The sequence below is a fragment of the Acidobacteriota bacterium genome (genome assembly GCA_034211275.1).
In the GTDB taxonomy this organism is placed as follows: Bacteria; Acidobacteriota; Thermoanaerobaculia; order Multivoradales; family JAHZIX01; genus JAGQSE01.
On record JAXHTF010000086.1, the window covers coordinates 1 to 25856 of the forward strand.

At 69.0% G+C, this 25856-nt stretch carries 6 protein-coding genes; all 6 read left to right on the top strand.

Features of this window, described 5'->3' with window-relative positions:
• Window positions 1–485: TauD/TfdA family dioxygenase (locus tag SX243_14180; GenBank protein MDY7094113.1), on the top strand; the 485-nt coding region annotated here is incomplete at its 5' end.
• A gap of 271 nt (window positions 486–756) precedes the next feature.
• Window positions 757–1782, top strand: a complete 1026-nt coding sequence (gene gntD / locus SX243_14185) for a guanitoxin biosynthesis L-enduracididine beta-hydroxylase GntD (protein ID MDY7094114.1) — start codon at window positions 757–759, stop codon at window positions 1780–1782.
• Window positions 1783–1887: 105 nt separating this feature from the next.
• Window positions 1888–2772 (top strand): sulfotransferase, encoded by an 885-nt coding sequence (locus SX243_14190; protein ID MDY7094115.1) that lies wholly within the window; start codon window positions 1888–1890, stop codon window positions 2770–2772.
• A gap of 89 nt (window positions 2773–2861) precedes the next feature.
• Window positions 2862–3659, top strand: a complete 798-nt coding sequence (locus tag SX243_14195; GenBank protein ID MDY7094116.1) for a hypothetical protein — start codon at window positions 2862–2864, stop codon at window positions 3657–3659.
• A 36-nt stretch (window positions 3660–3695) separates the two neighbouring features.
• Entirely contained in the window at window positions 3696–6107 is a 2412-nt protein-coding gene (locus SX243_14200) for an ABC transporter permease (GenBank protein MDY7094117.1), read from the top strand.
• A 58-nt stretch (window positions 6108–6165) separates the two neighbouring features.
• A partial coding sequence (locus SX243_14205) for a non-ribosomal peptide synthase/polyketide synthase (protein MDY7094118.1) occupies window positions 6166–25856 on the top strand: 19691 nt, incomplete at its 3' end.

Below are 25856 nucleotides of genomic sequence, written 5' to 3' on the forward strand. Positions count from 1 at the left end.
TGGATGAGCTCTCCGACGAGCATCGCCGGCTGCTCTTCGAGCCCCACTACACCATCCGCCCGGACAATTCCCACCAGCAGAAGAACAAGTCGGACTTGGCTCCGGAGGGTGGGAACCTCGTTGCCTCCTACCAGGGCATCGAGAAGATGACCGAGGAGCCGGACAAGATCGCCGTGCTCTTCGGTGACCCGAAGGCGCCGTACGCGCGCCTCGATCCCTATTTCATGGATCCGGTGGAAGATCCGCCGGAGGCCCAGGAAGCGCTAGAGGCGCTGATCAAGATCCTTGATCGCGACCTCAAAGACCTGGTGTTGAGTCAGGGAGACGTTTGCTTCATCGACAATTTCCAGGGGGTGCACGGGCGCAAGCCGTTCAAGGCACGCTACGACGGCACCGACCGCTGGATGAAGAGGGTGAACGTAGTTCGCGACTTGCGGAAGTCCCGGGAGATCCGGGAATCCGCGTCGAGTCGCATCATGACCTGATTTTTCGTTCCGGGAGGCGGGGACGACGGTCTCTGTCTTCCGGTTTTTTGTCAACCTCAGCGTGTGAGTTCGCGCCGTATCAGAAGCGATTGTCCCGGCAGTCGTTGCGCTGATGACTCAGGAGTGTAAGCCAAGAGGAATGGATGACCCGAGGCCCGTGACCATAGGTCGAGGGTTGGGGGATCACCATCCAGATTGGCGCTGATTACGGGCGACTTTACTTCTTCCTTCTCTCTATGAGCGAGAGACCTGAAGAGTTTACGGGAGCTCAATGATGTCTAAATTGAAATTGCAGCCGGAAGAGATTCAGCAGATCCAGGAACTTTTGGCGGAACTGACGGGCAAGTACGAGAGTGCCGAGTCCCCGGAGTTCCAGGCCATGGCCGCGGTGTACGCCCAGGAATTGCCCTGGCGGGTGCGGGAATCCGCCTATGACTTCAAGCTCAACGAACCCGACTCGGGAGCTTGGGTCGTCTCCAACTATCCGGTGGATGAGGAGCGGCTCGGCCCGACCCCGCCCCATTGGAAGCACGACGAGCGCACCCTCGGCGAGACCGAGGAGGAAATGTTTTTAGTCATGCTGGGCGCTTTGCTCGGTGAGTGCATCGGCTGGTCGACCCAGCAAGATGGGCGCATCGTGCACGACATCCTGCCCATCGCGGGCAAGGAGAACGAGCAGTTGGGCAGCGGCAGTGAGGAGCTGCTGTGGTGGCACGTGGAGGACGCCTTTCACCCCTACCGCGGCGATTACATCGGCTTGGCCTGCCTGCGCAATCCGGACAAGGTGCCGACCACCTTCCTGTGCCTGGCGGACCTGGGTCTCGACTTCACCGAGATGCCGCTGCTCTTCGAGCCGCACTACACCATCCGCCCGGACGAGTCGCATCTGTTGAAGAACAAGGGCGAGGATCGTCAGGTGGACGGCGTCCTGGCCCAGTCCTACGACCAAATCAACACCATGAACACGGCGCCGGACAAGATCGCCGTACTCTTCGGTGACCCGAAGAATCCCTACGTGCGCATCGATCCATACTTCATGGACCCCATCGAGGACAACCCGGAAGCCCAGGAAGCCCTCGAAACCCTGATCTCCGCCATCGACGAGAAGATCAAGGACATGCCCCTCAACCAGGGTGAGTTCTGCTTCATCGACAACTTCCGCGGGGTTCACGGGCGCAAGCCCTTCAAAGCGCGTTACGATGGCACCGATCGCTGGATGAAGCGGGTGAACGTTGTGCGCGACTTGCGCAAGTCTCGACCGATCCGGGCCAGTGCTTCATCTCGAGTGATGCGGTAACTTTACGCGGTTTCGAACGAAGCAGCCCGCGGCCGTGAGTCGACGGCCCGGGCTGCTTCTCCACGTTCATGACAGTCTTTATTTCTTAGGAAAGGTGTCAAGGCAATGCCGAGTGGCTCGCAGGGCGCGACGCGCCCCATCATTATTCTGGGAGTGGATCGCAGTGGTACCTCGCTGGTGGCCAGTATGGTAGCGGCTTGGGGGGCTTATGAGGGGGCGGATGATGGCATGAGCCAGGGAGATGATGCCAACCCTGAAGGATATTGGGAATATGGCGCGCTGAAGCCTCTCAACAATGAGCTACTGGAAGGCGAGAAGGTCAGCCATTGGCATCCGACCTTCCGCATGTTGGTCAAGGAGCGAGCTTCGGACCCAGTCATGAGCGAGAAGGCCAAGCGCCTGATCACCGGGATGGAGTCGGCAAATAGTCCGTGGTTCTGGAAGGAGCCGGATGTTTGTGTGACTCTGCCTTTTTGGAAGCAGCTGTGGAAGGACCCCCTCTACGTCATCACCGTGCGGAATCCTCATGACACGGCTGTGTCCTGGAAGAAATTCATCCTTCCGGACGAGATGCAGGACCAGTATCCACTGATGACCGCCAATCTGCTGCGTTGGCAGTTCTACCTGCTGTCGATCCTCGCTGAAGTGGACGCGGCGAAGGAGAAGATCTTCATCCAGTACGAGACGCTGCTCAAGTCACCTCGAGAGGAGGCCGAGAAGCTCGACCGCTTTCTCTCTGCGGGGTGTGAGATCGAGGCGGGAGACGAAGAGCGCGTCAGCGCCATGGCCGGCCGGATCAGGTCGAGTCTGTGGCGCAACAAGAGCCCGGTTCCTTTGAGCAGGGTGCCCCAAGCGTCGAAGGAACAGAAGGCCTTCTACGAGCTTCTGAAGAAGAAGGTCACCCGGCCTTCGGAGCCATTCGTCGCGGCTCGCTATCCGATGTACGCGGGCTACTGGGAATATCTGGAGCTTGTAGACTTGATCCTCTGAGCTGCCGAGCAGCGCTCGGTGAAGGAGACACCGACAAGGCCTTGGCCCTTCCGGAGGGCAGTCTTGAAACTTGATAAGGAGCAATGCAGATGAAGTGGTGTAATTGGATGTCCTGGATCGTGCTGACCTTTCTCCTCTTGGGGAGTTGTGGAGCCAAGAGCGACGACATGGTCGTCGAGTCTCTGGAGCTCACTCCCTCCGAGTACACGCTGGATGAGCTCTTGGATCGCCATGTCGAAGCGATGGGCGGAGCCGAGGCCCTGGGGTCGGTGGAGAACTTGGTGAAGATGGGCACGATGAGCACCCCTGAGTTCGACAACGCTCCGGTCACCACGGTGATCGACGACGGCAAGGGCTATCTGCGCCACGTGCAGCGCCCCAACGGCGATATCTACCTGGCCTGGGACGGCTCCGTCGCCTGGCAGAAGGCCGCCCTTATGGATGATGAGGGCGGCGAGAGCCCCACGGGCGTTACCGAGCTGGACGAAACTTCCCGGACTCTCTACTCGGTTCTGTCGCAGGTGTCAGGACCGCTGGTGGAGGGGCGGACCAGGGGTTACAAGATGGGCATGGAGGGAACGACCAGTAGCGGTGAAGAGGTGATCACCCTCTCCATTCCCGGCCTGGAGGATCGCAACTATTTCCTCGATGGAGAGACCTTCTTGGTCGTCAAGGTCGTCGAGATGCGGCCGCCCCTGGACGAGGGCGGCGGTGAGCTGCGGGTGGTCACCCGCTACGCGCGATACCAGGATGTCAGCGGCATTCAGGTGCCGATGTTCGAGACCACGGCCATTCAGGAGTTGGATTTCTCCCAGAGCATCACCTGGGACACCATCGAGGCCAACCAAGACCTGTCCGAGTTCGATTTCTCCAAGCCGGAGAGCTGAGCCGGTGGGTTCGAGGCCGGCATTCGAGGAGGCACCATGGGTTCACTGATCCAGGATATTCGCCTAGCGGTCCGCATGTTGTGGAAGCGGCCCATCTTCACCCTGGTGGCGGTATTGGCATTGGCGCTGGGCGTCGGGGCCAATACCGCTGTTTTCAGCCTGATCAATGGTGTCCTTCTCCGTCCCTTGGACTTCGAGAAGCCGCAGCAGCTCTACATGCTGTGGCGCTCTGTACCCGACGAGGGCATCGAGGCGGACCTGGTGGCGCCCGGGAATTTCTTGGACTGGCGGGACCAGAGCTCGGCCTTCCGGGACATGGCGGCCTTCAATTTGCGCGGCCTCCGGATGCGTGTAGGAGAGGAGTCCCAATTCGTCTCCGGAGCGCTAGTGACGCCGTCCTTTTTTCAGATGCTCGGGGTCCAGCCCTCCAAAGGTGCTGGCTTCACACTTCGTGAGCCCACCGACGCTCCGGTCTACGAGGCCGTGCTCAGCCATCGCGTCTGGCAGCGCAACTTCGGCAGCGACCCGAACATCGTCGGTACCGAGCTGCTGATCGATGACCGCTCTCATACGGTTACCGGAGTGCTTCCCCAAGGCTTTAGCTTCTTTGCCGATGTCGATGTCTGGGTGCCCATGTTCTTCACCCCTGAAGACCGGGCGAGACGAGGAGACGTCTTTCTATGGGCCCTGGGTCGGCTGAAGGACGGCATCACCGAGGAGCAGGCACGGGAGGACCTCAACGGCATCGCCCGGCGGTTGGGAGATCAATACCCAGGCACGAATCTCGGGGTGCGGGTCCAGATCGACTCTCTCCACACCTTCTGGGTCGGAGACGTGCAGCAGACCCTGCCTTTGTTGATGGGAGTCGTCTTCCTGGTGCTCTTGGTGGCGTGCGCGAATATCGCCACGATGATGCTCTCTCGGGCTTTGGAACGACGTCGCGAGATGGCGCTCCGCCGCAGTCTGGGCGCCGGCCGAGGCCGACTGATCCGCCAGACCTTTGTCGAGAGCATCGTCCTGAGCCTGTTGGGCGGTGTAGTGGGTGCGGGTCTCGGGGCCCTGTTGGTAGATCTTCTGGTCAAGCTGGAGCCCAGCAATATTCCGCGACTGGACGAGGTCTCGGTGGATCCCATGGTGTTGCTCTTCACCGCCGGAATCGCCGCTTTGGCCGGCGTGCTCTTCGGTGTCCTTCCGGCCATTCAAGGCTCCCGCGTCCGGCTCACCGACGCTCTGAAAGAGGGGGGCTCACAGGCTAGCTCCGCTGGCGCGGCGAAGTATTTCCGGAGCGGCCTGGTGGTGCTCGAGGTCGCCTTGGCCATGATCCTCCTGATGGGGGCCGGCCTGACGATCCGCAGTTTCCAGAAGCTGCAGCAGGTGGATAGCGGTTTCGATCCGGAGGGCGTGGTGGTGGCCTCGTCGATCTTGTCGGAGGATCGCTACCAGGTGGACGCCCAGGTGTTGGGCTATATCGACAGCCTGCTGGAACGGCTGGAGGCCATGCCGTCGGTGCAGTCGGCGGGAATCGTTTCCACTCTGCCGCTGGACAATGCGCAGATTGACACGGACCTGTACATCGAGGGCTCACAGGCCCGCAACCTGCCACCTTTGGTCGGTCTCGACGCGGTGGCGGGGGATTACTTCCGGGCGATGGGGACGCAGGTGATCGCCGGGCGGACCTTCACCGATCAAGATCGCGAAGGCTCGCTCCCGGTGATGATCGTCAATCAGGCTCTGGCCGAGACCTTCTGGCCCGGCGAGAACGCGGTGGGCAAGTTGGGCCAGCTGACCGAATTCCCCGGCGTTCAGTGGCAGGTGGTGGGAGTGGTGGAGAATATCAAGCGCTTTGGTCTCGAGGCCGATAGCCGACGAGAGGTCTATCTGCCCTATCAGCAGTTCCCCAGCGAGCGAAGCTTCTACGTCGTGGGTCGTAGCGGTTCCGACGGTACCGCCTCTCTCAGTCGGGATCTGCGGGCCGCGGCCCAAGAGATAGACCGCGCCCAGCCCCTGCAGGGGGTGACCGTGATGGAGGAATTGGTTTCCGAATCGCTCGCACCCCGCCGCTTCAACACCTGGCTCATCGGCATCTCGTCGGTGGTGGCACTGATCCTGGCCCTGGTAGGTATCTACGGAATCTTGGCCTACACGGTGACCCAGAGTCAGCGCGAGATCGGAGTGCGGATGGCGTTGGGCGAACAGCGCGTCTCGGTTCTGCGGCTGTTTCTGCGCCGGGGAATCCTGCTCACCGCTCTGGGTTTGTTGATCGGCATTGTCGGCACCCTTTTCCTCGCCGAGCTCATTTCGCGCCTGCTCTTCGAGGTGGGGGTCGCAGACCCGGTGACGTTGGTGGTGGTCTCGGTGATTTTCCTCCTTGTTGCGGCCTTGGCTAGTTACGTGCCCGCCCGTCGGGCCACCAAGGTCGATCCGATGGTCGCGCTACGTTACGAGTAACCACTCCTGGCTCTGCTGAGCGACTCTCAGCAGCGGCTATAGGTTCTGCAAGGTTGTTATGGCTTCCGGAATCCATCGGTCGGCCCAGCGAGAGGTTTCTTCCCTGGTCGAGCTGCTGCGCCGGCGCGCCGCCCTCGCGCCGGAAGTGCCGGGTTATATCTTCCTGCTCAACGGCGAGGAGGAGGAGAGCCGCCACACTTACGCCGAGCTCGACCGGTCGGTGCGCCGGCTGGCCGCTCGTCTGCAGGCGGCAGGGGCCGAGGGGGAGCGGGTTCTGCTGCTCTTCCCGCCGGGCATCGACTTCGTCACTGCCTTCTTCGCCTGCCTCTACGCCGGCGCCGTGGCGGTGCCTTCCTACCCGCCGCGGCCGCGCCAGGACCAGCCCCGGCTGCAGGCCATCGCCGCCGACGCCCGGCCCAAGGTGGTGCTCACCACCGAGGTGCTCTTCGCCCGCACCGGCAAATGGCTCGACGGCGTGCCGGACCTCGCCGGCGTCACCTGGATGACCATCGACGGAGAGGAAGCCGCCGGGGCTTCCGAGGAAGACTGGCGGCCGGTGACGGTGGGCCGCGATTCTCTGGCCTTCCTGCAATACACCTCCGGCTCCACCTCGACCCCCAAGGGGGTGATGGTGAGCCACGGCAATCTGCTGCACAACGAGGAGCTCATCACCCAAGGCTTCGGCCATCAGGGGGACGAGCTCATCGTCGGCTGGCTGCCCCTCTACCACGACATGGGGCTGATCGGGAACGTGCTGCAACCCCTGTATCTGGGCGTGCCCTGCGTGCTCATGTCTCCCATGGCTTTCCTTCAGCGGCCCCTGCGCTGGCTCAAGGCCATCGAGGCCTACGGCGCCAGCACCAGCGGCGGTCCCAACTTCGCCTACGAGCTGTGCGTCGCCAAGACCAGCGAGGAGCAGCGCGCCGAGCTCGACCTGAGCCGCTGGCAGGTGGCCTTCAACGGCTCCGAGCCGATCCGCGCCGACACCCTGGACAGCTTTGCCCGGGCCTTCGAGGTCAGCGGTTTTTCCCGCGACGCCTTCTTCCCCTGCTACGGCCTGGCGGAGGCCACCCTCTACGTCACCGGCAGCCGTCCGCGGCGGGGATTCGTGGAGAAGGATTTCGATCCCGAGGCCCTGGAGCGCAACCGCGTCGCTTCAGCCAGTGTCGAGAGCGCCTCCCGGCGGCTGGTGAGCAGCGGCGTGAGGGCGGTGGAGACGGATCTGCGCATCGTCGACCCGGAGACCCTGGAGGAATGTCCGGGAGACCGGGTGGGGGAGATCTGGGTTGCCAACGCCAGTGTCGCCGGCGGCTATTGGCGGCGCGAAGAGCAGAGCGAGGAGACCTTCGCCGCCCGCATCGCCGGGGATCCCGACGCCGGCCCCTTCCTGCGCACCGGTGATCTGGGTTTTCTGGATGAAGGGGAGCTCTACGTCACCGGCCGGATCAAGGATCTGCTCATCCTCCGCGGCCGCAACTACTACCCCCAGGACATCGAGCTGGCTTCGGAGCTCAGCCACGAGCTGCTGCGCCGGGACAGCTCCGCCGCCTTCGCCGTCGAGGAAGGCGGTGAGGAGCGGCTGGTGGTGGTGGCGGAGATCGACCGCCGCAACGAGGACAAGGCGCCGGAAGCGTTGGCGGCCATCCGGCGGGCGGTCTCCGAGCAGCTGGAGCTACGGGCGGAAGAGGTGGTCATCGTCCGCGCCGGCACCATTCCCAAGACCACCAGCGGCAAGATCCAGCGCCACGCCTGCCGCCGCGGCTTCCTCGACGGCTCTCTCTTTGTGGTGGATCGCAGCGCCCTCGCCACCGAGGTTCCTGACGAGCCTTCGGAGCCTCAGGAGGACACCGAGGCACCGGCGCCGGAGCGGGCCCTGGATTGGGATGCTCTGGAGGCGCTGCCGGAGAGCGAGCGCGCTGCGGCCCTCACCGCGGATCTGCGCCGCCGGGCTGCCCGCCTGCTGCGGCTGCCGGCGGCGGAGGTGCCCACCGACGCTCCGGTCACCGGCCTCGGTCTCGACTCGCTGGCGGCGGTGGAGCTGAGCCACGAGCTGGAGACCGCCTACGGCGAAGCGCCGAGTCTGGTGGAGCTACTGGAAGGCCCGACCTTGGAAGAGCTGGCCCAGCAGCTGCTGCAGCTCGCCGGGGAGAAGCGGCCCGCGGCCGCCGTGCCGGTGCTGGAGGCGGGGCTGGCGGAAGAGCCAAGGGACGACGATGGGGCGGGGGATCTTCTGTCGGCGGAGCTGTTGTCCGCAGGGCAGCGGGCCCTGTGGTTCCTCGACCGCCTGGCTCCCGACGCCGGCGCCTACAACATCGTCGCGCCGGCGCTGGTCCGGGAGAAGCTGGATCCGGCGGCGTTGGAAGCTGCGATGCGCGACCTGGTGGTCCGTCACCGGGCCCTGCGCAGCACCTTCGAGGACCACGACGGCGAGCCCCGGCGGCGGATTCGAGATCTCGACGCGGACGCGGCGGCGGCGGTGGACTTCGCCGTCGAAGACGCCGCCGGCTGGGACCGGCAGCGCCTGCAGCACGCCCTGGGCAGCGCCGCCTTCCGACCCTTCGATCTGAAGGCCGGCCCGCTGGTGCGCCTGCGGTTGTGGACCCGAGGCGAGGAGCCTTCGCTGCTGCTGGTGGCGGTGCACCACCTGGTGGCGGATTTCTGGTCCATGGCGGTCCTGCTCGAAGAGCTGGGAGGCCTCTACGGTCATCATGCTCATGGGGCTTCTTCGGACGGCGAGGAACTCTCGCTGGTGGAGCTGCCGCTGACCTACGACGACTTCGCCGCCTGGCAGCGGGCGATGCTGGCGAGCCCCCGCGGGGAAGAGCTGTGGGAGTTTTGGAGCCAGCGCCTGGGGGGCGATCTTCCGGTCCTCGACCTGCCTACGGACCGGCCCCGCCCGCGGCTCCAGACCTACGACGGCGCGGCGGTTCACGAGCTCTTGGACCCGCAGCTGGCGGAGCGACTGGAGAGCCTGGGCAAGGAGCGGGGAGCGACTCTCTTCGTCACCTTGCTGGCGGCATTCCAGATGCTGCTGGCCCGTTACTCCGGGCAGCGGGAGGTGGTGGTGGGCAGTCCCACCGCCGGACGCACCGACCCGCGGCTGCGCCAGCTGGTGGGCTATTTCGTCAACCCCGTGGCGCTGCGTCAGGAGGTAGAAGGGGATGCTTCCTTCTTCGACCTGCTGGGGAGCCTGCGCCGCGGCGTGCTGGAAGCGTTTGACCATCAGGATTACCCTTTCCCCCTCCTTGCTGAGCGCCTGCAGCCGGATCGCGACCCCAGCCGCTCCCCGATTTTTCAGGCCCTCTTCGTCTTCCAGCGCACCCTGCGCCAGGGCCTCGACCACCTGGGGGCCTTCTCCCTCGGCGTGCCGGGCTCGCGCCTGGCCCTGGGAGAGCTGCGGCTGGAGTCCACCGAGCTCGACGAGCGCCGTGCCCAATTCGATCTGAGCCTGGGGGTGGCGGCGGTGGCCGGCGGGCTGGCCTTGGTGCTGGAGCACAACCGCAACCTCTTCGACCGCACCACCGCCGCCCGCATGCTCGGCCACTACCGCAACCTGCTGCGGGCCGCCGCCGATGCTCCGGATATCGCCGTCGGCGACCTGCCGCTGCTGGCGCCGGAGGAGCGGCAGCAGCTCCTGGTGACCTGGAACGCCACCGAGGCAGAGGTTCCCGTCTTGTCGGAGATGGCGGGTGCTGAAGGGATGACAGAGGAGTCCTCCCTGCATCTGCTGAGCCTCTTCGAAGCCCAGGCTCGCCGCACTCCCGACGCGCCGGCGGTGGTGCGCCGGGGCGAGACCTGGACCTACGCTCAGCTCGATGCCCGGGCCGAGGCTCTGGCCGCTGCCCTGCGGGCCTGCGGTCTGCCGCCTCGGGGCCGCGTGGGAGTGTGCCTCGACCGCGAGCTGCCGCTGGTGGCGGCGCTGCTGGCGAGCTGGAAGGCCGGCGGTGCCTACGTGCCCCTGGATCCGGCCTACCCGCGGGAACGGCTGGACTTCATGCTCGAAGACAGCGGCGCCGCGGTGGTGCTGACTCAAGAGCGCCATCGTTCTCTTTTCCCGCAGGATTCGGAGCAGGCCGGCTATCGGGTGCTCGAGGTCGACGGCCAGCTGCCGACGGTGGCGGAAGGTTCCGCTGCGCGGCCCCGGCACTCCGAGCACCTGGCCTACGTCATCTACACCTCCGGCTCCACCGGCCGACCCAAGGGCGTCGCCATCGAACATCGCAACGCCGCCCAGATGGCCCATTGGGCGCGGCGCCTCTTCGAGCCCGAGGAGCTCACCGCCGTGCTGGCGGCCACCTCGGTGTGCTTCGATCTGTCGATTTTCGAGCTCTTTGTGCCCCTCACCGGCGGCGGTCGGGTGGTGCTGGTGGCCAACGCCCTGGAGCTGGCGGAGCTCGGCGCCGAGGAAGCGGCGGCGCTGGACGTGACCCTGATCAACACCGTGCCCTCGGCCATGACCGAGCTGGTGCGGCTGGAGGCGGTGCCGGAGTCGGTGCTCACCGTCAACCTCGCCGGCGAGCCGTTGAAGCAGAGTCTGGTGGAGGCCATCTACGCCGGCAGCTCCGCCCGGCGGGTCTACAACCTCTACGGCCCGTCGGAGGATACGACCTACTCCACCTGGGCGCTGCAGAGCCGCGGCAACCAGCGTGGCCCGGCCATCGGCCGTCCCATCTCCAACACCCGTGCCTACCTCCTGGATCGCCGCGGCCATCCGGCGCCGGTGGGGGTACCGGGAGAGCTCTATCTCGGCGGCGCCGGCGTCGCCCGGGGTTACCTGGGGCGCCCGGGGCTCACCGCCGAACGCTTCCTGCCGGATCCGTTCTCTCCTGTGGCGGGCTCTAAGGGGGTCGGTGGCCGCATGTACCGCACCGGCGATCTGGTGCGCTGGCGCGCCGACGGCGAGATGGATTTCCTCGGTCGTATCGACCATCAGGTCAAGGTGCGGGGTTTCCGCATCGAGCTGGGGGAGATCGAAGCCGCCCTGCTGGGCCACGACGAGATCGGCGAGGCGGTGGTGATGACCCGCGATCTGGGCGCCGCCGAGGTCGCTCTGGTGGCCTTCGCCGGGGTCGCCGGGGACGAGATCCCCGCAGGTCTGGAAGAGGAGCTCCGGCGCCACCTGCGCCAGCGGCTGCCGGAGTTCATGGTGCCGTCGGCGCTGGTGCTGATGGCAGAGCTGCCCCTGCTGCCCAACGGCAAGGTGGACCGCAAGGCCCTGGCGGCGCGGCCGGTAGAGCTCGCCGGGGAGGCCGGCAGCGCCGAGCGTACCGCTCCCCGCACGCCGCTGGAGGAGCGCCTGGCGGAGCATTGGAGCGACCTCCTGGGCCTCGAAGCGGTGGGGGTCCACGACGACTTCTTCCGTCACGGCGGCCACTCCCTGCTGGCCACCCGCCTGGTGGCTCGGGTGCGTGCCGTGGAGGGCGTGGACCTGCCCCTCTCCAGCATCTTCGAGGCGCCGACGGTGGCGTCCCTGGCCCAGCGGGTGGAGGAGGCTCTGAGCCCCGAGGCCGGCCCGAGCTCCGAGGGCGAGCCGCTGACGGTGACCACCGGAGATGTTGGCTCCGAAGACCCGCCGCCCCTCTCCGAAGCCCAGCAGCGCCTGTGGTTCCTCGACCGCATGGCCCCCGGCAATCCCGCCTACAACCTGCCGGCGGCGGTGCATTTGGAGGGCCCGCTGCAGCCCGAGGCCCTGGCGGCGGCGGTGAGCGAGATCGTCGCCCGCCACCGCGCCCTGCGCTCCACCTTCGGCGAGCGCAGCGAAGGGGAGCACCGCGGTGAGGCGGCCCAATTCGTCCAGCCGGCGGCGCCGGTGCCGCTGCCGGTGGTGGATCTCCGAAGCTTGAGGGAGAACGCCGGCGAGGCGGCCCCTCAGCTGGCTCGGGAGCTGGCCCAGCGGGAAGCCGCCCGTCCCTTCGACCTCACCCGCGGGCCCTTGCTTCGGACTGTGTTGCTGCGCCGGGGAAGCGACTCCCACAGCCTGCTGGTCAACCTCCATCACATCGCCGCTGACGGCTGGTCGGTGGACGTCTTCCAGCGCGAGCTCTCGGAGCTCTATGCAGCGTTCCGGAACGGGGAAGGCTCCCCGCTGCCTCCGCTGCCGGTGCAATACGGCGATTACGCCGCCTGGCAGCGTCGGCGCCTCGACGGCGGCGAGCTGGACGCCCAGATCGACTTTTGGCGCCGCCGCCTGGCGGGGGCGCCGGCGGCCCTGGAGCTGCCCACGGACCGGCCCCGGTCGGCGTCCAAGACCTACGCCGGCGGCAGCTGGTGGTTCCGCCTGCCGGCGGGGCTGGATCGGCGGGCGGAGGAGCTGGGGCGGGACCGCCGGGCCACCTCCTTCATGGTGCTGCTGGCGGGCTACGCGGCGCTGCTGGCCCGGGAGAGCGGCCAGCGGGATCTGGTCCTGGGCACCCCCATCGCCAACCGCGGCCGGGTGGAGCTGGAGAGGCTCATCGGCTTCTTCGTCAGCACCCTGGCGCTGCGCCTCGACCTCGCTGGCGACCCCAGCTTCGAGGAGCTTCTGGGGCGGGTGCGGGAGCGCACCCTGGAGGCCTTCGCCCATCCCTCGGTGCCTTTCGAGCGGCTGGTGGAAGAGCTGCAGCCGGAGCGCGACGCCGGCCGTGATCCCCTGGTGCAGGCGGTCTTCGTGGTGCAGGAGCCGGCGGGGCGCACCCTCTCCCTGCCGGGGCTCGAGAGCTCCGTCGAGGAGCTGGTCAACGGCACCGCCAAATTCGACCTCACCCTCTTCCTGGAGCATCGCCGGGACGGCCTGGCGGGGCGCATCGAATACAACCGGGATCTCTTTGACGGCACCCGCATGGGGCGGTTGGCGAAGCATCTGGAGGTGCTGCTGACGGCGGCGGTGGAGGAGCCCCGGGCGCCCTTGTCCCAGCTGCCGTGGCTGAGTGCCGCCGAGCGCCATCAACTGCTGGTGGAGTGGCGTCGGCCGTCGGCGGAGCTGGTGGAGGAGCGTCCCGTCTCCGCCCTCTTCACCGCTGTCGCCCAGGCTTCGCCGGAGGCGCCGGCCCTGGCTTGGGACGCTCAGATCTCGGGCAATGGGCAGCAGAAGCTCCCGGAGAAGCCCCCGGAGAAGCTTGAAGCCCTCAGCTACCGCCGCCTCGCCGCCCGGGTCTACCGCCTGGCCCGCTATCTGCGGCGGCAGGGCGTTCAGCGGGGAGATCGGGTGGGCGTCGCTCTGGAGCGCTCGCCGGAGCTGATCACCGCTCTCCTGGCGGTGCTCGAAGCCGGCGCCGCCTACGTGCCCCTGAACCCCCGGGATCCGGCACCGCGGCTGGCCCTCATCGCCGAGGACACGGGGCTGGGCCTGATGCTCACCGAGGCCGGCGCCGTCGACGCGCTGGCGGCGGCGCTGCCGCAGGAGCTCGCCGGCGGGGCCCGTACGGTGCTCCTCGACGACGGGAGCGAGCCCTGGCAGCGGCTGCCGGCGGAGCCCTTGATCTCGGCCCAGGGAGAGACCACCGAGGAGGGCCACGGCGTTCCGGGGCCGGCGGACCTGGCCTACATCGCCTACACCTCCGGCTCCACCGGCCGGCCCAAGGGCGTGGCGGTGCCCCACGGCGCGGTGGTGAGGCTGGTGCGCGGCGCGAGCTTCGCCGATCTGGGCCCCGAGGAGACCTTCCTGCAGCTGGCGCCGGTATCCTTTGACGCTTCGACCCTGGAGATCTGGGCACCCTTGCTCAACGGCGGCCGCCTGGCGCTGATGCCTCCAGGAGCGCCGTCCCTGGAGGAGTTGGGGGCGGCCCTGGGGCGCTTCGAGGTCAGCACCCTGTGGCTCACCGCCGGGCTCTTCCACTTGATGGTGGACGAGCGGGTGGAGGATCTGCGCGGCCTGCGCCAGCTGCTGGCCGGCGGCGACGCCCTGTCGGCGCCGCGCATCCGGCGGGTGCTGCACCGGCTGCCGGGGCTGAAGGTGATCAACGGCTACGGCCCGACGGAGAACACCACCTTCACCACCTGCCATCCCATGACCTCCGACGCCGACCTGCTGCCGGAGTCGGCGCCGGTGGGGCGGCCCATCCACCGCACCGAGGTCTTGGTCCTCGACGGCGACGGCGAGCCCATGCCGGCGGCGGTGCCCGGGGAGTTGCTCACCGGCGGCGAAGGGCTGGCCTGGGGCTATTGGAACCGTCCGGCCCTTACCGCCGCCAGCTTCGTCCCCCATCCCCGGCCCCGCACTCCCGGCGAACGGGTCTACCGCACCGGTGACCTGGCGCGCTGGTTGGCGGACGGCCGCATCGACTTCCTGGGACGCCGGGATCACCAGGTCAAGATCCGCGGTTTCCGCATCGAGCCGGGGGAGATCGAGGCTTGCCTCGCCGAGCATCCGGCGGTGGCCCGGGCGGTAGTGGTGGTGGACGGCGGCTCCGGAGTCGGCCCCGGGGCCGGCGCAGGAGCCAGCGACGAGCCCGGGGAGAAGAAGCGCCTGGTGGCCTTCGCAATTCTGGCGGACGAGCCGTCGGAGCAAGCCGTCGAGCCTGAGATCTCCGAGCTGCGCGCCCATCTCGAACGCCGGCTGCCCGCCTACATGGTGCCGGCGGCGCTGGCGGTGGTGCCGGCTATTCCCCTCACCGCCAACGGCAAGGTCGATCGCAAGGCGCTGTTGGCGCAGCTGCCGGAAATGGCCCCCGAAGCGGGCGGCCGGGCGCCCCGGACGCCGGTGGAGGAGCTGCTGGCGGAGATCTGGGCGGATGTCCTCTCCGTGCCCCGGGTGAGCATCGACGACGATTTCTTCGAGCTTGGCGGCCACTCGCTGATGGCCACCCGGGTGGTCTCCCGGGTGCGCGAGGCGTTTTCCGTCGAGCTGCCCCTGGCGGAGCTCTTCGAGCGCTCCACGGTGGCGCAGCTGGCGGAGTTGCTGGCGGAGTCGATGGATGGGGGCGGCGGCGCGGTGGTGCCGCCGCCGTTGGTTCCCGGGCTGGCGGTTTCGGGGCCCGCGGAGGGCGGCGAAGCAAGTAGCGGTCCCCTCTCCTTCGCCCAGAACCGTCTGTGGTTGCTCGATCGCCTGGAGGCGGGGAACCCCTCCTACAACCTGCCGGCGGCGGTGCACTTCCGCGGCACCCTGGACCGCCGGGCCTTCGCCCTGGCCCTGGGGGACCTGGTGGCGCGGCAGGAGAGTCTCCGGACGACCTTCAGCGAGGAGGGCGGCGAGCCGTTGCAGGTGGTGCATCCGCCGGCGCCGGCGGACCGGCCGCAGCCGGTGCCGCTGCCGGCCATCGATCTCTCGGGGCTGGCAAGCGTCGGCGGCGCGGTGGCGGCTCAGCGGGAGGCGCGGCGCTTGGCTCAGCGGGAGGCGCGGCGGCTCTTCGATCTCGAGGCCGGTCCGCTCTTCCGGGCGGCGCTGCTGATCCTCGGCGGCGAGCACCACGTGGCCTTGGTGACCCTGCACCACATCATCGCCGATGGTTGGTCCGTAGGAGTGCTGCAGCGGGAGCTGGCTTCCTTCTACGGCTCCCGCACGGGTCCTCTCGTGGGCGAAGCTTCTGCGGCGCCGCCGGCGGAGCTCGCCGTCACCTACCGGGACTACGCCGTATGGCAGCGCCGCTGGCTGGAAGACGGCGCCCTGGAGGGGCAGCTGGAGTATTGGCGCTCCGCCCTCGGTAGCGCGAAGACCGGTAGCAGGCCTCCGGTCCTCGACTTGCCGACGGATTATCCGCGGCCGGCGGTCCAGAGCTACCGCGGCCGGACACTGCCCTTCGTTCTCGACGGCGAGCTGACCCTGGCGGTGGAGGAGCTTTCCCGCCGCGCCGGTGCGACGCCCTTCATGACCCTGCTGGCGGTCTTCGCCACCCTGCTCTCCCGCTACTCCGGCCAGGACGACTTCACCGTCGGTACCCCCATCGCCAACCGCGACCAGCGGGCGGTGGAGGACCTCATCGGATTCTTCGTCAACACCCTGGTGCTGCGGCTGGACCTCTCCCGCCAGCCCACCTTCCTGGATCTGCTGGGGCGGGTGCGGTCGGTGAGCCTGGGGGCCTATGCTCACCAGCATCTGCCCTTCGAACGGCTGGTAGAGGAGCTGTCGCCGCAGCGGGACCGCAGCCACAGTCCCCTCTTCCAGGTGATGTTCGTGCTGCAGAACGCTGGCGGCGAGGCGGCACCGTTGCCGGGGCTGGAGGCGTCGCTGGAGCCGGTGGACACCCGGACCTCGAAGTTCGACCTCACGCTCTTCCTGGAGCGGACTGGTTCTGGTGGAGATGGAAGGCTGGAGGGGCGGCTGGAGTATTCCCAGGAGCTCTTCGACGATGCCCGCATGGAGCGGTTGACGGGGCATTTCGAGCAGCTTCTGCGCTCCGCCGTGGCCGATCCCGACGCGGAGATCCGCCGCCTGCCGCTGCTCACCGCCGCCGAGGGAGAGCAGATCCTGCACCAGTGGAACGACACCGCTCACCACGCTCCCGGCCAGGACAGCCTCGCCGGCCGGCATTTGTGGGGGCTGGTGGAGGCGCAGGCTCGGCGCACCCCGGACGCCGAGGCGCTGGCCTGGCGCGACGGTGTCTACTCCTATGGCGAGCTCAGCGCCCGGGCGCGGACCCTGGGCCGGCGGCTGCAGGCCCTGGGCATCGGGCCGGAAGTGCGCGCCGGAGTGTGCCTGGAGCGCGGGCCGGATCTGGTGGTGGCGATCCTCGGCGTCCTGGCCGCTGGCGGCGCCTACGTGCCTTTGGATCCCGCCTATCCGAAGCCACGGCTGGCCTTCATGCTCGAAGATTCCGCCGCCGCCGTGCTGCTGACGGAGGAGAGCTGCCGCGGGCTGTTCACCGATCTCTTGGCCGCCGACGGCAAATCCGGCGCCAAATCCGGCTCGAAAGGCCGGGCGCTGGAGGTGGTGCTCCTCGATCGCCTCGGAAGCTCCGAGGAGGAGCCGGATGGGGCCTCGGCAGGACCGCCGGACGGGCCGGTCTCTCTATGCTCCGGCCCCGGCAACCTGGCGTATTTGATCTACACCTCCGGCTCCACCGGCCGCCCCAAGGGCGTCGCCATCGAGCATCGCAGCGCCGCCGCCCTCGCCCATTGGGGCCGCCGCCGCTTCTCCGACGGCGAGCTGGCGGGGGTGCTGGCGGCCACCTCGGTGTGCTTCGACCTGTCCATCTACGAGCTCTTCGTCACCCTCGCCTGGGGCGGCCGGGTGATCCTCGCCCAGGACGCCCTGGAGCTGGCCCAGCATCCCCGGCGCAAGGACGTCACCTTGGTCAACACCGTACCCTCGGCGATGACCGAGTTGCTGCGGCTGGAGGGGTTGCCGGAGTCGGTGCGCACCGTCAACCTGGCCGGTGAGCCCCTCAGCCGCAGCCTCACCGACGCCCTCTTCGCCGCCGGCGTGAAGCGGGTGCTGGACCTCTACGGTCCCTCCGAGGACACCACCTATTCCACCATCGGCGAGCAGTCGCCGGAGGAGACCACGGCGCCGTCCATCGGCCGGCCGGTGGACAACACCCGTGCCTACCTGCTGGACCGCGGCGGCGAGGCGGTGCCGGTGGGGGTCCCCGGCGAGCTCTACCTGGGGGGCGAGGGCCTGGCCCGGGGCTATCTGGGGCGCCCGGCCCTCACCGCCCAGGGCTTCGTGCCGGATCCCTTCTCCCGCGCCGGCGGCGCCCGCCTCTACCGCACCGGCGATCTGGCCCGCTGGCGGCCGGACGGCCAGCTGGACTTCTTGGGCCGCCTGGATCACCAGGTCAAGGTGCGGGGCTTCCGCATCGAGCTGGGAGAGATCGAGGCGGCGCTGGAGCAGCATGCCGGCGTCAAGGACGTGGCGGTGGTCACCCGCAGCGGTGCCGGCGGCGCCGAGCTAGTGGCTTTCCTGGTACCGAAGGAGGGGGTGGAGACCAGCGCTGAGGCTCTGAGGAAGCATCTCAAGAGCCGGCTGCCGTCCCACATGGTGCCCCACCACCTGGTGCCGCTGGCGGAGTTGCCGATGCTGCCCAACGGCAAGGTAGACCGCAAGGGCCTGGCGGCGCGGCCTCTGGACGGCGCCGACGAGACGGCCCGGGAGCCGGTGGCGCCGCGGACGCCGGTGGAAGAGATTCTGGTGGACCTGTGGTCCGAGCTGCTGGGCGGTCGGACGGTAGGAGTTCACGATGACTTCTTCGACCTCGGCGGCCATTCGCTGCTGGCGGCGCGCATGGTGGCGCGGGTGCGGGACGCTCTGGAGGTGGAGCTGGAGCTGCCGGTGGTCTTCGAGGCCACCACCGTGGCGGAGCTTGCCCAGCGGCTGGACAAGAGCACCGCCAGGGCCTCCGCCGCCGGTCCGCCGCTGGTTCCGGTGCCGCGGCAGGCGGCGATGCCGGTGTCGCCGGCGCAGCGCCGCATGTGGCTGCTGGAGAGCCTCGACCCCGGCGGTGCCTCCTACCATCTGCCGGCCTCCGTCAGCCTGCGGGGTTCGCTGGACCTGGAATCCTTCACCGCCGCCCTGGCCACCATCGCCGGCCGCCACGAGGCTCTGCGCACGGTCTTCCGGGAGGAGAAAGGCCTGCCGGTACAGGTGGTGCGCAGCCACGACCCGGAGAAAGCCCAGCGCCGCGTCCCGCTGGTGGACCTGAGCCGTCTGCAGGAAGCCGCCGCCGCTTCCCTCGCCGGGCGGCTGGAGCTCCAGTCTGCCCGCCGGCCCTTCGATCTTCGCCGCGGCCCGCTGCTGCGCACGGTGTTGCTGAGGCTGCCCGCCACGGAAGGGGCCGAGGATCACCACCGCGCCCTGGTCAACCTCCATCACATCGTCTCCGACGGCTGGTCCGTGGGCATCCTGAACCGCGAGCTGGCAGCCCTCTACGCCGCCTTCCAGGCCGGCGAGCCGTCGCCCCTGGCGCCGTTGCCGGTGCAATACGCGGACTACGCCGTGTGGCATCAGGAGCTCGTCGAGAGCGCCGCTATGGACGCCCCCATGGCCTATTGGCGGCGCCAGCTGGCGGGGCTGGAGGCGCTGGATCTGCCCGCCGACCGCCCCCGCCCCGCCGGCGGCGTGCAACGCGGCGCGTACCTGCCGGTGAGCCTGCCGGGGGATCTGGTGGAGCGTCTGGAGGAGCTGGGCCGCAAGTCCGGCGTCACCCTCTTCATGACCCTCCTCACCGCCTTCCAGGTACTGCTGGCGCGCTACAGCGGCCAACGGGACTTCGCCGTCGGCACGCCGGTGGCGGGGCGCGGGCGCACCGAGGTGGAGGGCCTCATCGGCCTCTTCGTCAACACCCTGGTGCTGCGCGCCGAGCTGGAGGCCGAAGACGCCGCTCCCAGCTTCGAGGAGCTGCTGCGCCGGGTGCGCCGGGTGTGCGTCGACGCCTTCGCCCACCAGGAGCTGCCCTTCGAGCGGCTGGTGGACGAGCTGCAGCCGGATCGCGACCTCAGCCACAGCCCCCTCTTCCAGGTGATGTTCATGCTCCAGCCGGCGGCGGCGGGGGAGCTGCAGCTGCCGGGGTTGGAAGTTTCGGTGCAGGAGCCGGATACCGGCACGTCGAAATTCGACCTCTCCCTGGCGCTCCACCGCGGTGCGGAAGGTTTGGAGGGGCGCATCGAATATAGCCGCGAGCTCTTCGACCGGGACCGCATGGCGCGCATGGCGGGGCATCTGGAGGCGCTGCTGACGGCGGCGGTGGCGGAGCCCCAGCGGCGCTGGGACGAGCTGCCCCTGCTCACCGCGGCGGAGAGCGAGCAGCTGCTGGAGGAGTGGGCCGGCACCGAGGCGGTGGCCGCCGGCCCCCGGCGTTTGGACGAGCTGGTCTTCGCCCGCGCCGCGGAGCGTCCCGAGGGGATCGCCCTGATGGCGGGGGACGAGGAGCTGAGCTATCGCCAGCTGACCCGCTACGCCGACACCCTGGCCCGCCGCCTGCGGGCTCTCGGGGTGGGACCGGAAGTGCGGGTGGGAGTGTGCCTGGAGCGCACCGCGGCGCTGGTGGCCTCGATCCTCGGCGTGCTGCGGGCGGGGGGCGCCTACGTGCCCCTGGACCCGGCCTACCCGGAGCAGCGCCTGAGCTTCATGCTCGAGGACTCCCGGTCGGCGGTATTGATCACCCGCGAGTCCCTGCGCCATCTCTTCCCCGAGCTGCCGGCGAGCTGCCGTCTGCTCTCCCTGGACGAGAGCGTGGCGGAGGAGGCCGAGGACGCGGTTACGAGGCCCGCCGCCGGGCCTGGCGAGGAACCGGACGAGCGCCACCTGGCTTATTTGATCTACACCTCCGGCTCCACCGGCCGGCCCAAGGGCGTGGCCATCGAGCACCGCCAGGCGGCGGCCATGGTGGCCTGGGCTCGGGGCCTCTTCGGTGCCGACGAGCTGCGCTCCTCCCTCGCCGCTACTTCGGTGTGCTTCGACCTCTCGGTCTTCGAGCTCTTCGTGCCCCTGGCCGCCGGCGGCACGGTGGTGTTGGTGCCCGACGCTCTGGCCTTCGCTTCCAGTCCTCACCGCGACCGGGTGACGCTGATCAACACCGTGCCCTCCGCCATCACCGAGCTGCTGCGGCTGGGGGCGGTGCCGCCGTCGGTGCGCACCGTCAACCTAGCCGGCGAGCCGCTGCAGCGCTCGCTGGTGCAGCGGCTCTACGACGCCGGGGTGCAGCGGGTCTACAACCTCTACGGACCGTCGGAGGACACCACCTACTCCACCTGGGCCCTGCAGCGCGCCGGCGAGGCGGTGCCGCCCATCGGCCGGCCGGTGGCGGGCTCCCGGGCCTACGTTCTCGATGCGCGGCACCGGCCGGTGCCGGCGGGGGTTCCCGGGGAGCTCTTCCTGGGCGGCGCCGGGGTGGCCCGGGGCTATCTGGGGCGGCCGGAGCTCACCGCCGAGCGCTTCATCCCCGACTCCTTCCGCGCCGGTTCCTCCTACACTGGGGGCGGACGCCTCTACCGCACCGGCGACCTGGTGCGCTGGCGCGCCGACGGCGAGCTGGAATTCCTCGGCCGCATCGACCATCAGGTCAAGGTGCGGGGCTTCCGCATCGAGCTGGGGGAGATCGAGGCGGCACTGCTGGCCTGCCCCGGCGTCGGCGAGGCGGTGGTGATGACCCACGGCCAGCCGGCGGTGGATCAGCGGCTGGTGGCCTACGTCGGCTTGGAGGAAGGGACCCAAGAAGTCACCGGCGCGGCGCTGCGGGAGCGCCTCGCCCACGCCCTGCCGGACTACATGGTGCCCGCCGCCATCGTGCTCTTGGAGAGCCTGCCCCAGCTGCCCAACGGCAAGATCGACCGCAAGACCCTGGCCACCATGGAGCCCGGGGCTGCGGTGGCGGAGAGCGAGTTCGTGGCGCCCCGGACGCCGGTGGAGGAGACCCTGGCGGAGCTTTGGAGCCGCCTCCTCTCGGTGCCTCGGGTGGGAGTCCACGACAACTTCTTCTCCCTCGGCGGCCACTCGCTGCTGGCGGCCCAGGTGGTGGCGGCGGTGCGCGGACTGCTGGAGGTGAATCTGCCCCTGCGCACTCTCTTCGAGCATCCGACGGTGGCGCAGCTGGCGGCGGCGGTGACCGAGGCGGGGACGGAGGCCAATGCGGAGGCCAGTGGAGCTGCCGCCGCGCCGCCCCTGGAGCGCCACCGCGGCCCCCTCCCGGAGACCGGTTACCCCCTCTCCTATGCCCAGGAGCGGCTGTGGTTCTTCGATCAGCTGGAGCCGGACAACCCCTCCTACAACATCCCCGCCGCCTACTGGCTCGACGGCGAGCTGGACGCCGCGGTGCTGGAGCGGGCGCTGGAGGAGATCCGCTCCCGTCACCAGGCTCTGGGCACCGTCTATGGGGCGGTGGACGGCAAGCCGGTACAGCGGCCACCGGAGCTCCAGGGCGCCGGTGCCAAATCCGGGGCGGTGCTGGAGCAGATCGATCTGCAGGATTTGGAACCGGCGGCGGCGGAAGCCCGGGCCCTCGAGCTGGCACAGGAGGAGGCCCGCCGGCCCTTCGACCTGGCCCAAGGGCCGGTGCTGCGGGTGCAATTGGTGCGGGTGGCGGAGGAGCGCCACTTGCTCATTCTCAACCTCCACCACATCGCCGGCGACGGCTGGTCCGTGGGGGTCTTCTTCCGCGAGCTGGGCGCCCTCTATCGCGCCTTCCGTGCCGGAGATGCGTCCCCCCTGGCGCCGCTGCCGGTGCAATACCACGACTATGCGCTGTGGCAGCGGGGCTGGCTCCAGGGCGAGGTGCTGGAGGCGGAGGTGGATCATTGGCGCCACCGCCTGGCCGGTGTCGAGGTGCTCCAGCTGCCCACCGACCGCCCGCGGCCGGCGGTGCAGACCTGGCGCGGCGAGCTGCGGCGCAAGGCTCTCGATCCTGCCTCCACCGCCGCCCTGGACTCCGTCGCCCAGGGCCACGACGCCACCCGCTTCATGGTTCTGCTGGCGGTCTTCGCGGCGCTGCTGCAGCGCATGTCGCGGCAGGACGACATCGCCGTCGGTACCCCCAGCGCCAACCGCGACCGGGAGCAGATCGAAGGCCTCATCGGCTTCTTTGTCAACACCCTGGTGCTGCGCACCGACGTTTCCGGCCATCCCACCCTGGAGGAGCTCCTGGAGCGCGTGCGCTCGGTGACCTTGGACGCCTTCTCGCACCAGGATCTGCCCTTCGAGCGGCTGGTGGACGAGCTGGCGCCGGACCGCAGCCTCAGCCACTCGCCCCTCTTCCAGGTGATGTTTACCGTCCTCGGTACCGCCGCCGCCGGTGCCGGTGGGCTGGGGGATCTGGAGCTGGAGGGCTTGGAAAGCCGGGCCCTGGAGCTGCACAACGACAGCGCCAAATTCGATCTCATGCTCACCCTCGAGCGCCGCGGCGAGGGCTGGGATGCCTGGCTGGGCTACAACAGCGATCTCTTCGACGAGAGCACCGGCCTGCGGCTGCTGGGGCATTTGGAACGTTTGCTGGCGGGGGCCCTGGCGTCGCCCCGGCGGCGGCTGGCGGAGATTCCTCTGTTGTCGGCGGCGGAGGCCCAGCAGCTGGCGGTGGAGTGGACCGACACCAGCACCGAGATCCGCCGGGCCGCCGGGCCTCCGGCTCTCGTGCACCAGCTCTTCCGCCGCCGCGCCCAGGAGCTTCCGGAGGCGGTGGCGGTGTATTTCCCGCGGGATGAAGTCGCCGGAGGGGGATGGGGAGAGCTCACCTTCGAGGCCTTGGAGACCTGGGCCAACCGCCTGGCTCACCGTCTCTTGGCGGAAGGGGTGGAGCCCGAGGCCCCGGTGGGCCTGTGCGTCGAGCGTGGCCCGGAGATGTTGGTGGCCACGCTGGCCATCTGGAAGGCCGGCGGCGCCTTCCTGCCGCTGGATCCCAGCTATCCGGAGGAGCGCCTGGCCTTCATGCATCAGGACAGCTCTCCGAAGCTGGTGCTCACCCGCTCGGCGTTGGTGGAGCGGCTGCCGGCGGAGGCCGAGACGATTCTCTTGGACGGTTCCGAAGGCGAGAGCTGGAGTCAGCAAGCCTTGGCGGGGCAGCCCGCGGAGCCGCCGGACATCGCCGTCGCCGGCGATCATCTGGCCTACCTGATCTACACCTCCGGCACCACTGGCCACCCCAAGGCGGTGGCGGTGGAGCATCGCAACCTGGCTCACACTCTGGACGCCAGCCACCGGCGCTTCGCCTTCCGCCCCGGCGACCGCATGCTCTACGCCGCGGCCTACTCCTTCGACATCTCCCTCTTCGAGTCCTGGGGTCCGCTCACCGCCGGCGGTTCGGTGGAATTGGTCACCCACGACCAGATCCTCGCCATGGAACCCCTGGTGGAGGCCATGGAGCGGGTGACCTTGGTGCATTCGGTGCCGGCGCTGATGCGCCAGCTGGTGGCCCAGACGCGGCTCCAAGAGGACGGGGCGGGAGAAGAGCCGGAGCGCCGCTTCCCCGGCGTTCGGCGCATCTTCCTGGGCGGCGATTTCGTTCCCGCGGATCTGCTGCGGGAGACCGCCGAGGTCTTCCCCCAGGCGCGGCTGGAGGTGCTCTACGGTCCCACCGAGGGCACCATCATCTGTAGCTCCTATGCGGTGCCGCGCTCCGGCGACGGCGTCCGCGGTCTCCTCGGCCGGCCGCTGCCGGACGTCGTGCTGCGGGTGCTGGACGATGCTCGTCATCCGGTGCCTCTGGGCATCCCCGGGGAGATCCACATTGGCGGTCCCGGGGTCACCCGCGGCTACTGGAACCGGCCGGAGCTCACCGACGAGCGCTTCATCACGCTGGACGGCGAGCGCCACTACCGCACCGGCGATCTCGGCCGCTGGCTGCCCGGCGGCAATCTGGAATTCCTCGGCCGCGCCGACCACCAGGTCAAGGTGCGGGGCTTCCGCATCGAGCTGGGGGAGATCGAGACCACCCTGCGGGAGCATCCGCGGGTGGCGGAGACGGTGGTGCTGGCGCGCCAGGAAGAGAGCGGCGACCGCCGGCTGGTGGCCTACGTGGTGCCGGAGCCTGGAGACGAGGAAGACCTGGAAGAGCCCACCGCCGCCGAGCTGCGCAAACACCTGGAGACGACCCTGGCGGAGTACATGGTGCCGTCGGCCTTTGTCTTCCTCGACCAGCTGCCCCTATCCCCCACCGGCAAGGTGGACCGCAAGGCACTGCCGGCGCCGGAGGCGGTGCGCGGCAGCGACGAGCCCCACGTGGCGCCCCAGGGCGTGCGGGAGGAGATTTTGGCGCGGGTCTGGGCGGAGGTGTTGGGGCTGCCGGAGGTGGGCGTGGAGGAGAGCTTCTTCGAGCTCGGCGGCGACTCCATCCTGAGCATCCAGGTGGTGGCCCGGGCCCAGCAGGCGGGGCTGCGCATCAGCGCCAAGCAGATCTTCGAGCACCAGACCATTCAGCGTCTGGCGGAGGTGGCGGAGAGCGCGCCGCACCTGGAGTCGGACCAAGGGCCGGTGGAAGGGCCGGCGCCGCTGGTGCCCATCCAGCGCCGCTTCTTCCAGCGGGTGACCCTGGACCGCCATCACTTCACCATGCCGCTGCTGCTGGAGCCGGTGGAAGCCCTCCGGCCGCGGGCCTTGGAGCGCTCCCTGGAGCTGCTGGCGGAGCACCACGATGCCCTGCGGCTGCGCTTCCCGCAGCTCGTCGAGACCGACTCCGGCGAGGGGGTGATCGATCAGCAGGAACACGCACCGGCGAGCTCTGCCGCCGAGTCGTTCCCGCTCTCCGTGGTGGACCTCTCGAGGCTCCCGTCCGCGGCCCGCCGCCCCGCTCTGGAGGCCGCTGCCGCCGGGCTGCAAACTACCCTGGACCTGGCTGGCGGCCCGGTGGCCCGCGCGGTATCTTTCCGCCTCGAAGCTGGAGGGGAAGAACGTCTGCTGCTGGTGCTGCATCATCTGGTGGTAGACGGAGTTTCGTGGAGGATTCTGTTGGAGGATCTGCAGACCGCCTACCGCGCCGTTCAGGCGGATCGGTCGCCGCTGCTACCGCCCAAGACCTCGTCCCTGCGTCGCTGGGCCGAGGCCCTGGAGGAGCATGCCGCCTCCGGTGCCCTGGACCAGGAGCTGGAGCATTGGCGCTCGATGCACGGGGCGGGCTCCGGCAGCGTGGTGGCGGATGGGTCTCCGCCGGCTTTGGTCGGCAGTGCCGAGGCGGTGGAGGTGGAGCTGGAGGAGGAGACCACCCGGGCTCTGCTGCAGGAGATCCACGAGGCCTACGGCACGCGGGTGCAGGAGGTACTACTCACCGCCTTGGCCCTGGCCTTCGGTTCCCACATCGGGGCCTCCAAGACCGGGGCCTCCAAAACCGGGGCTTCGGCTCTGCCGGTGGCGTTGGAAGGCCACGGTCGCGAAGAGCTCTTCGACGGTGTCGACGTCTCCCGCACCGTCGGCTGGCT

Bases quoted from the DNA above. Each gene is read 5' to 3' on its own strand.
- SX243_14195 (MDY7094116.1), top strand. From the start codon at position 2,862: ATGAAGTGGTGTAATTGGATGTCCTGGATCGTGCTGACCTTTCTCCTC.
- gntD (MDY7094114.1), top strand. From the start codon at position 757: ATGATGTCTAAATTGAAATTGCAGCCGGAAGAGATTCAGCAGATCCAG.
- SX243_14190 (MDY7094115.1), top strand. From the start codon at position 1,888: ATGCCGAGTGGCTCGCAGGGCGCGACGCGCCCCATCATTATTCTGGGA.
- SX243_14200 (MDY7094117.1), top strand. From the start codon at position 3,696: ATGGGTTCACTGATCCAGGATATTCGCCTAGCGGTCCGCATGTTGTGG.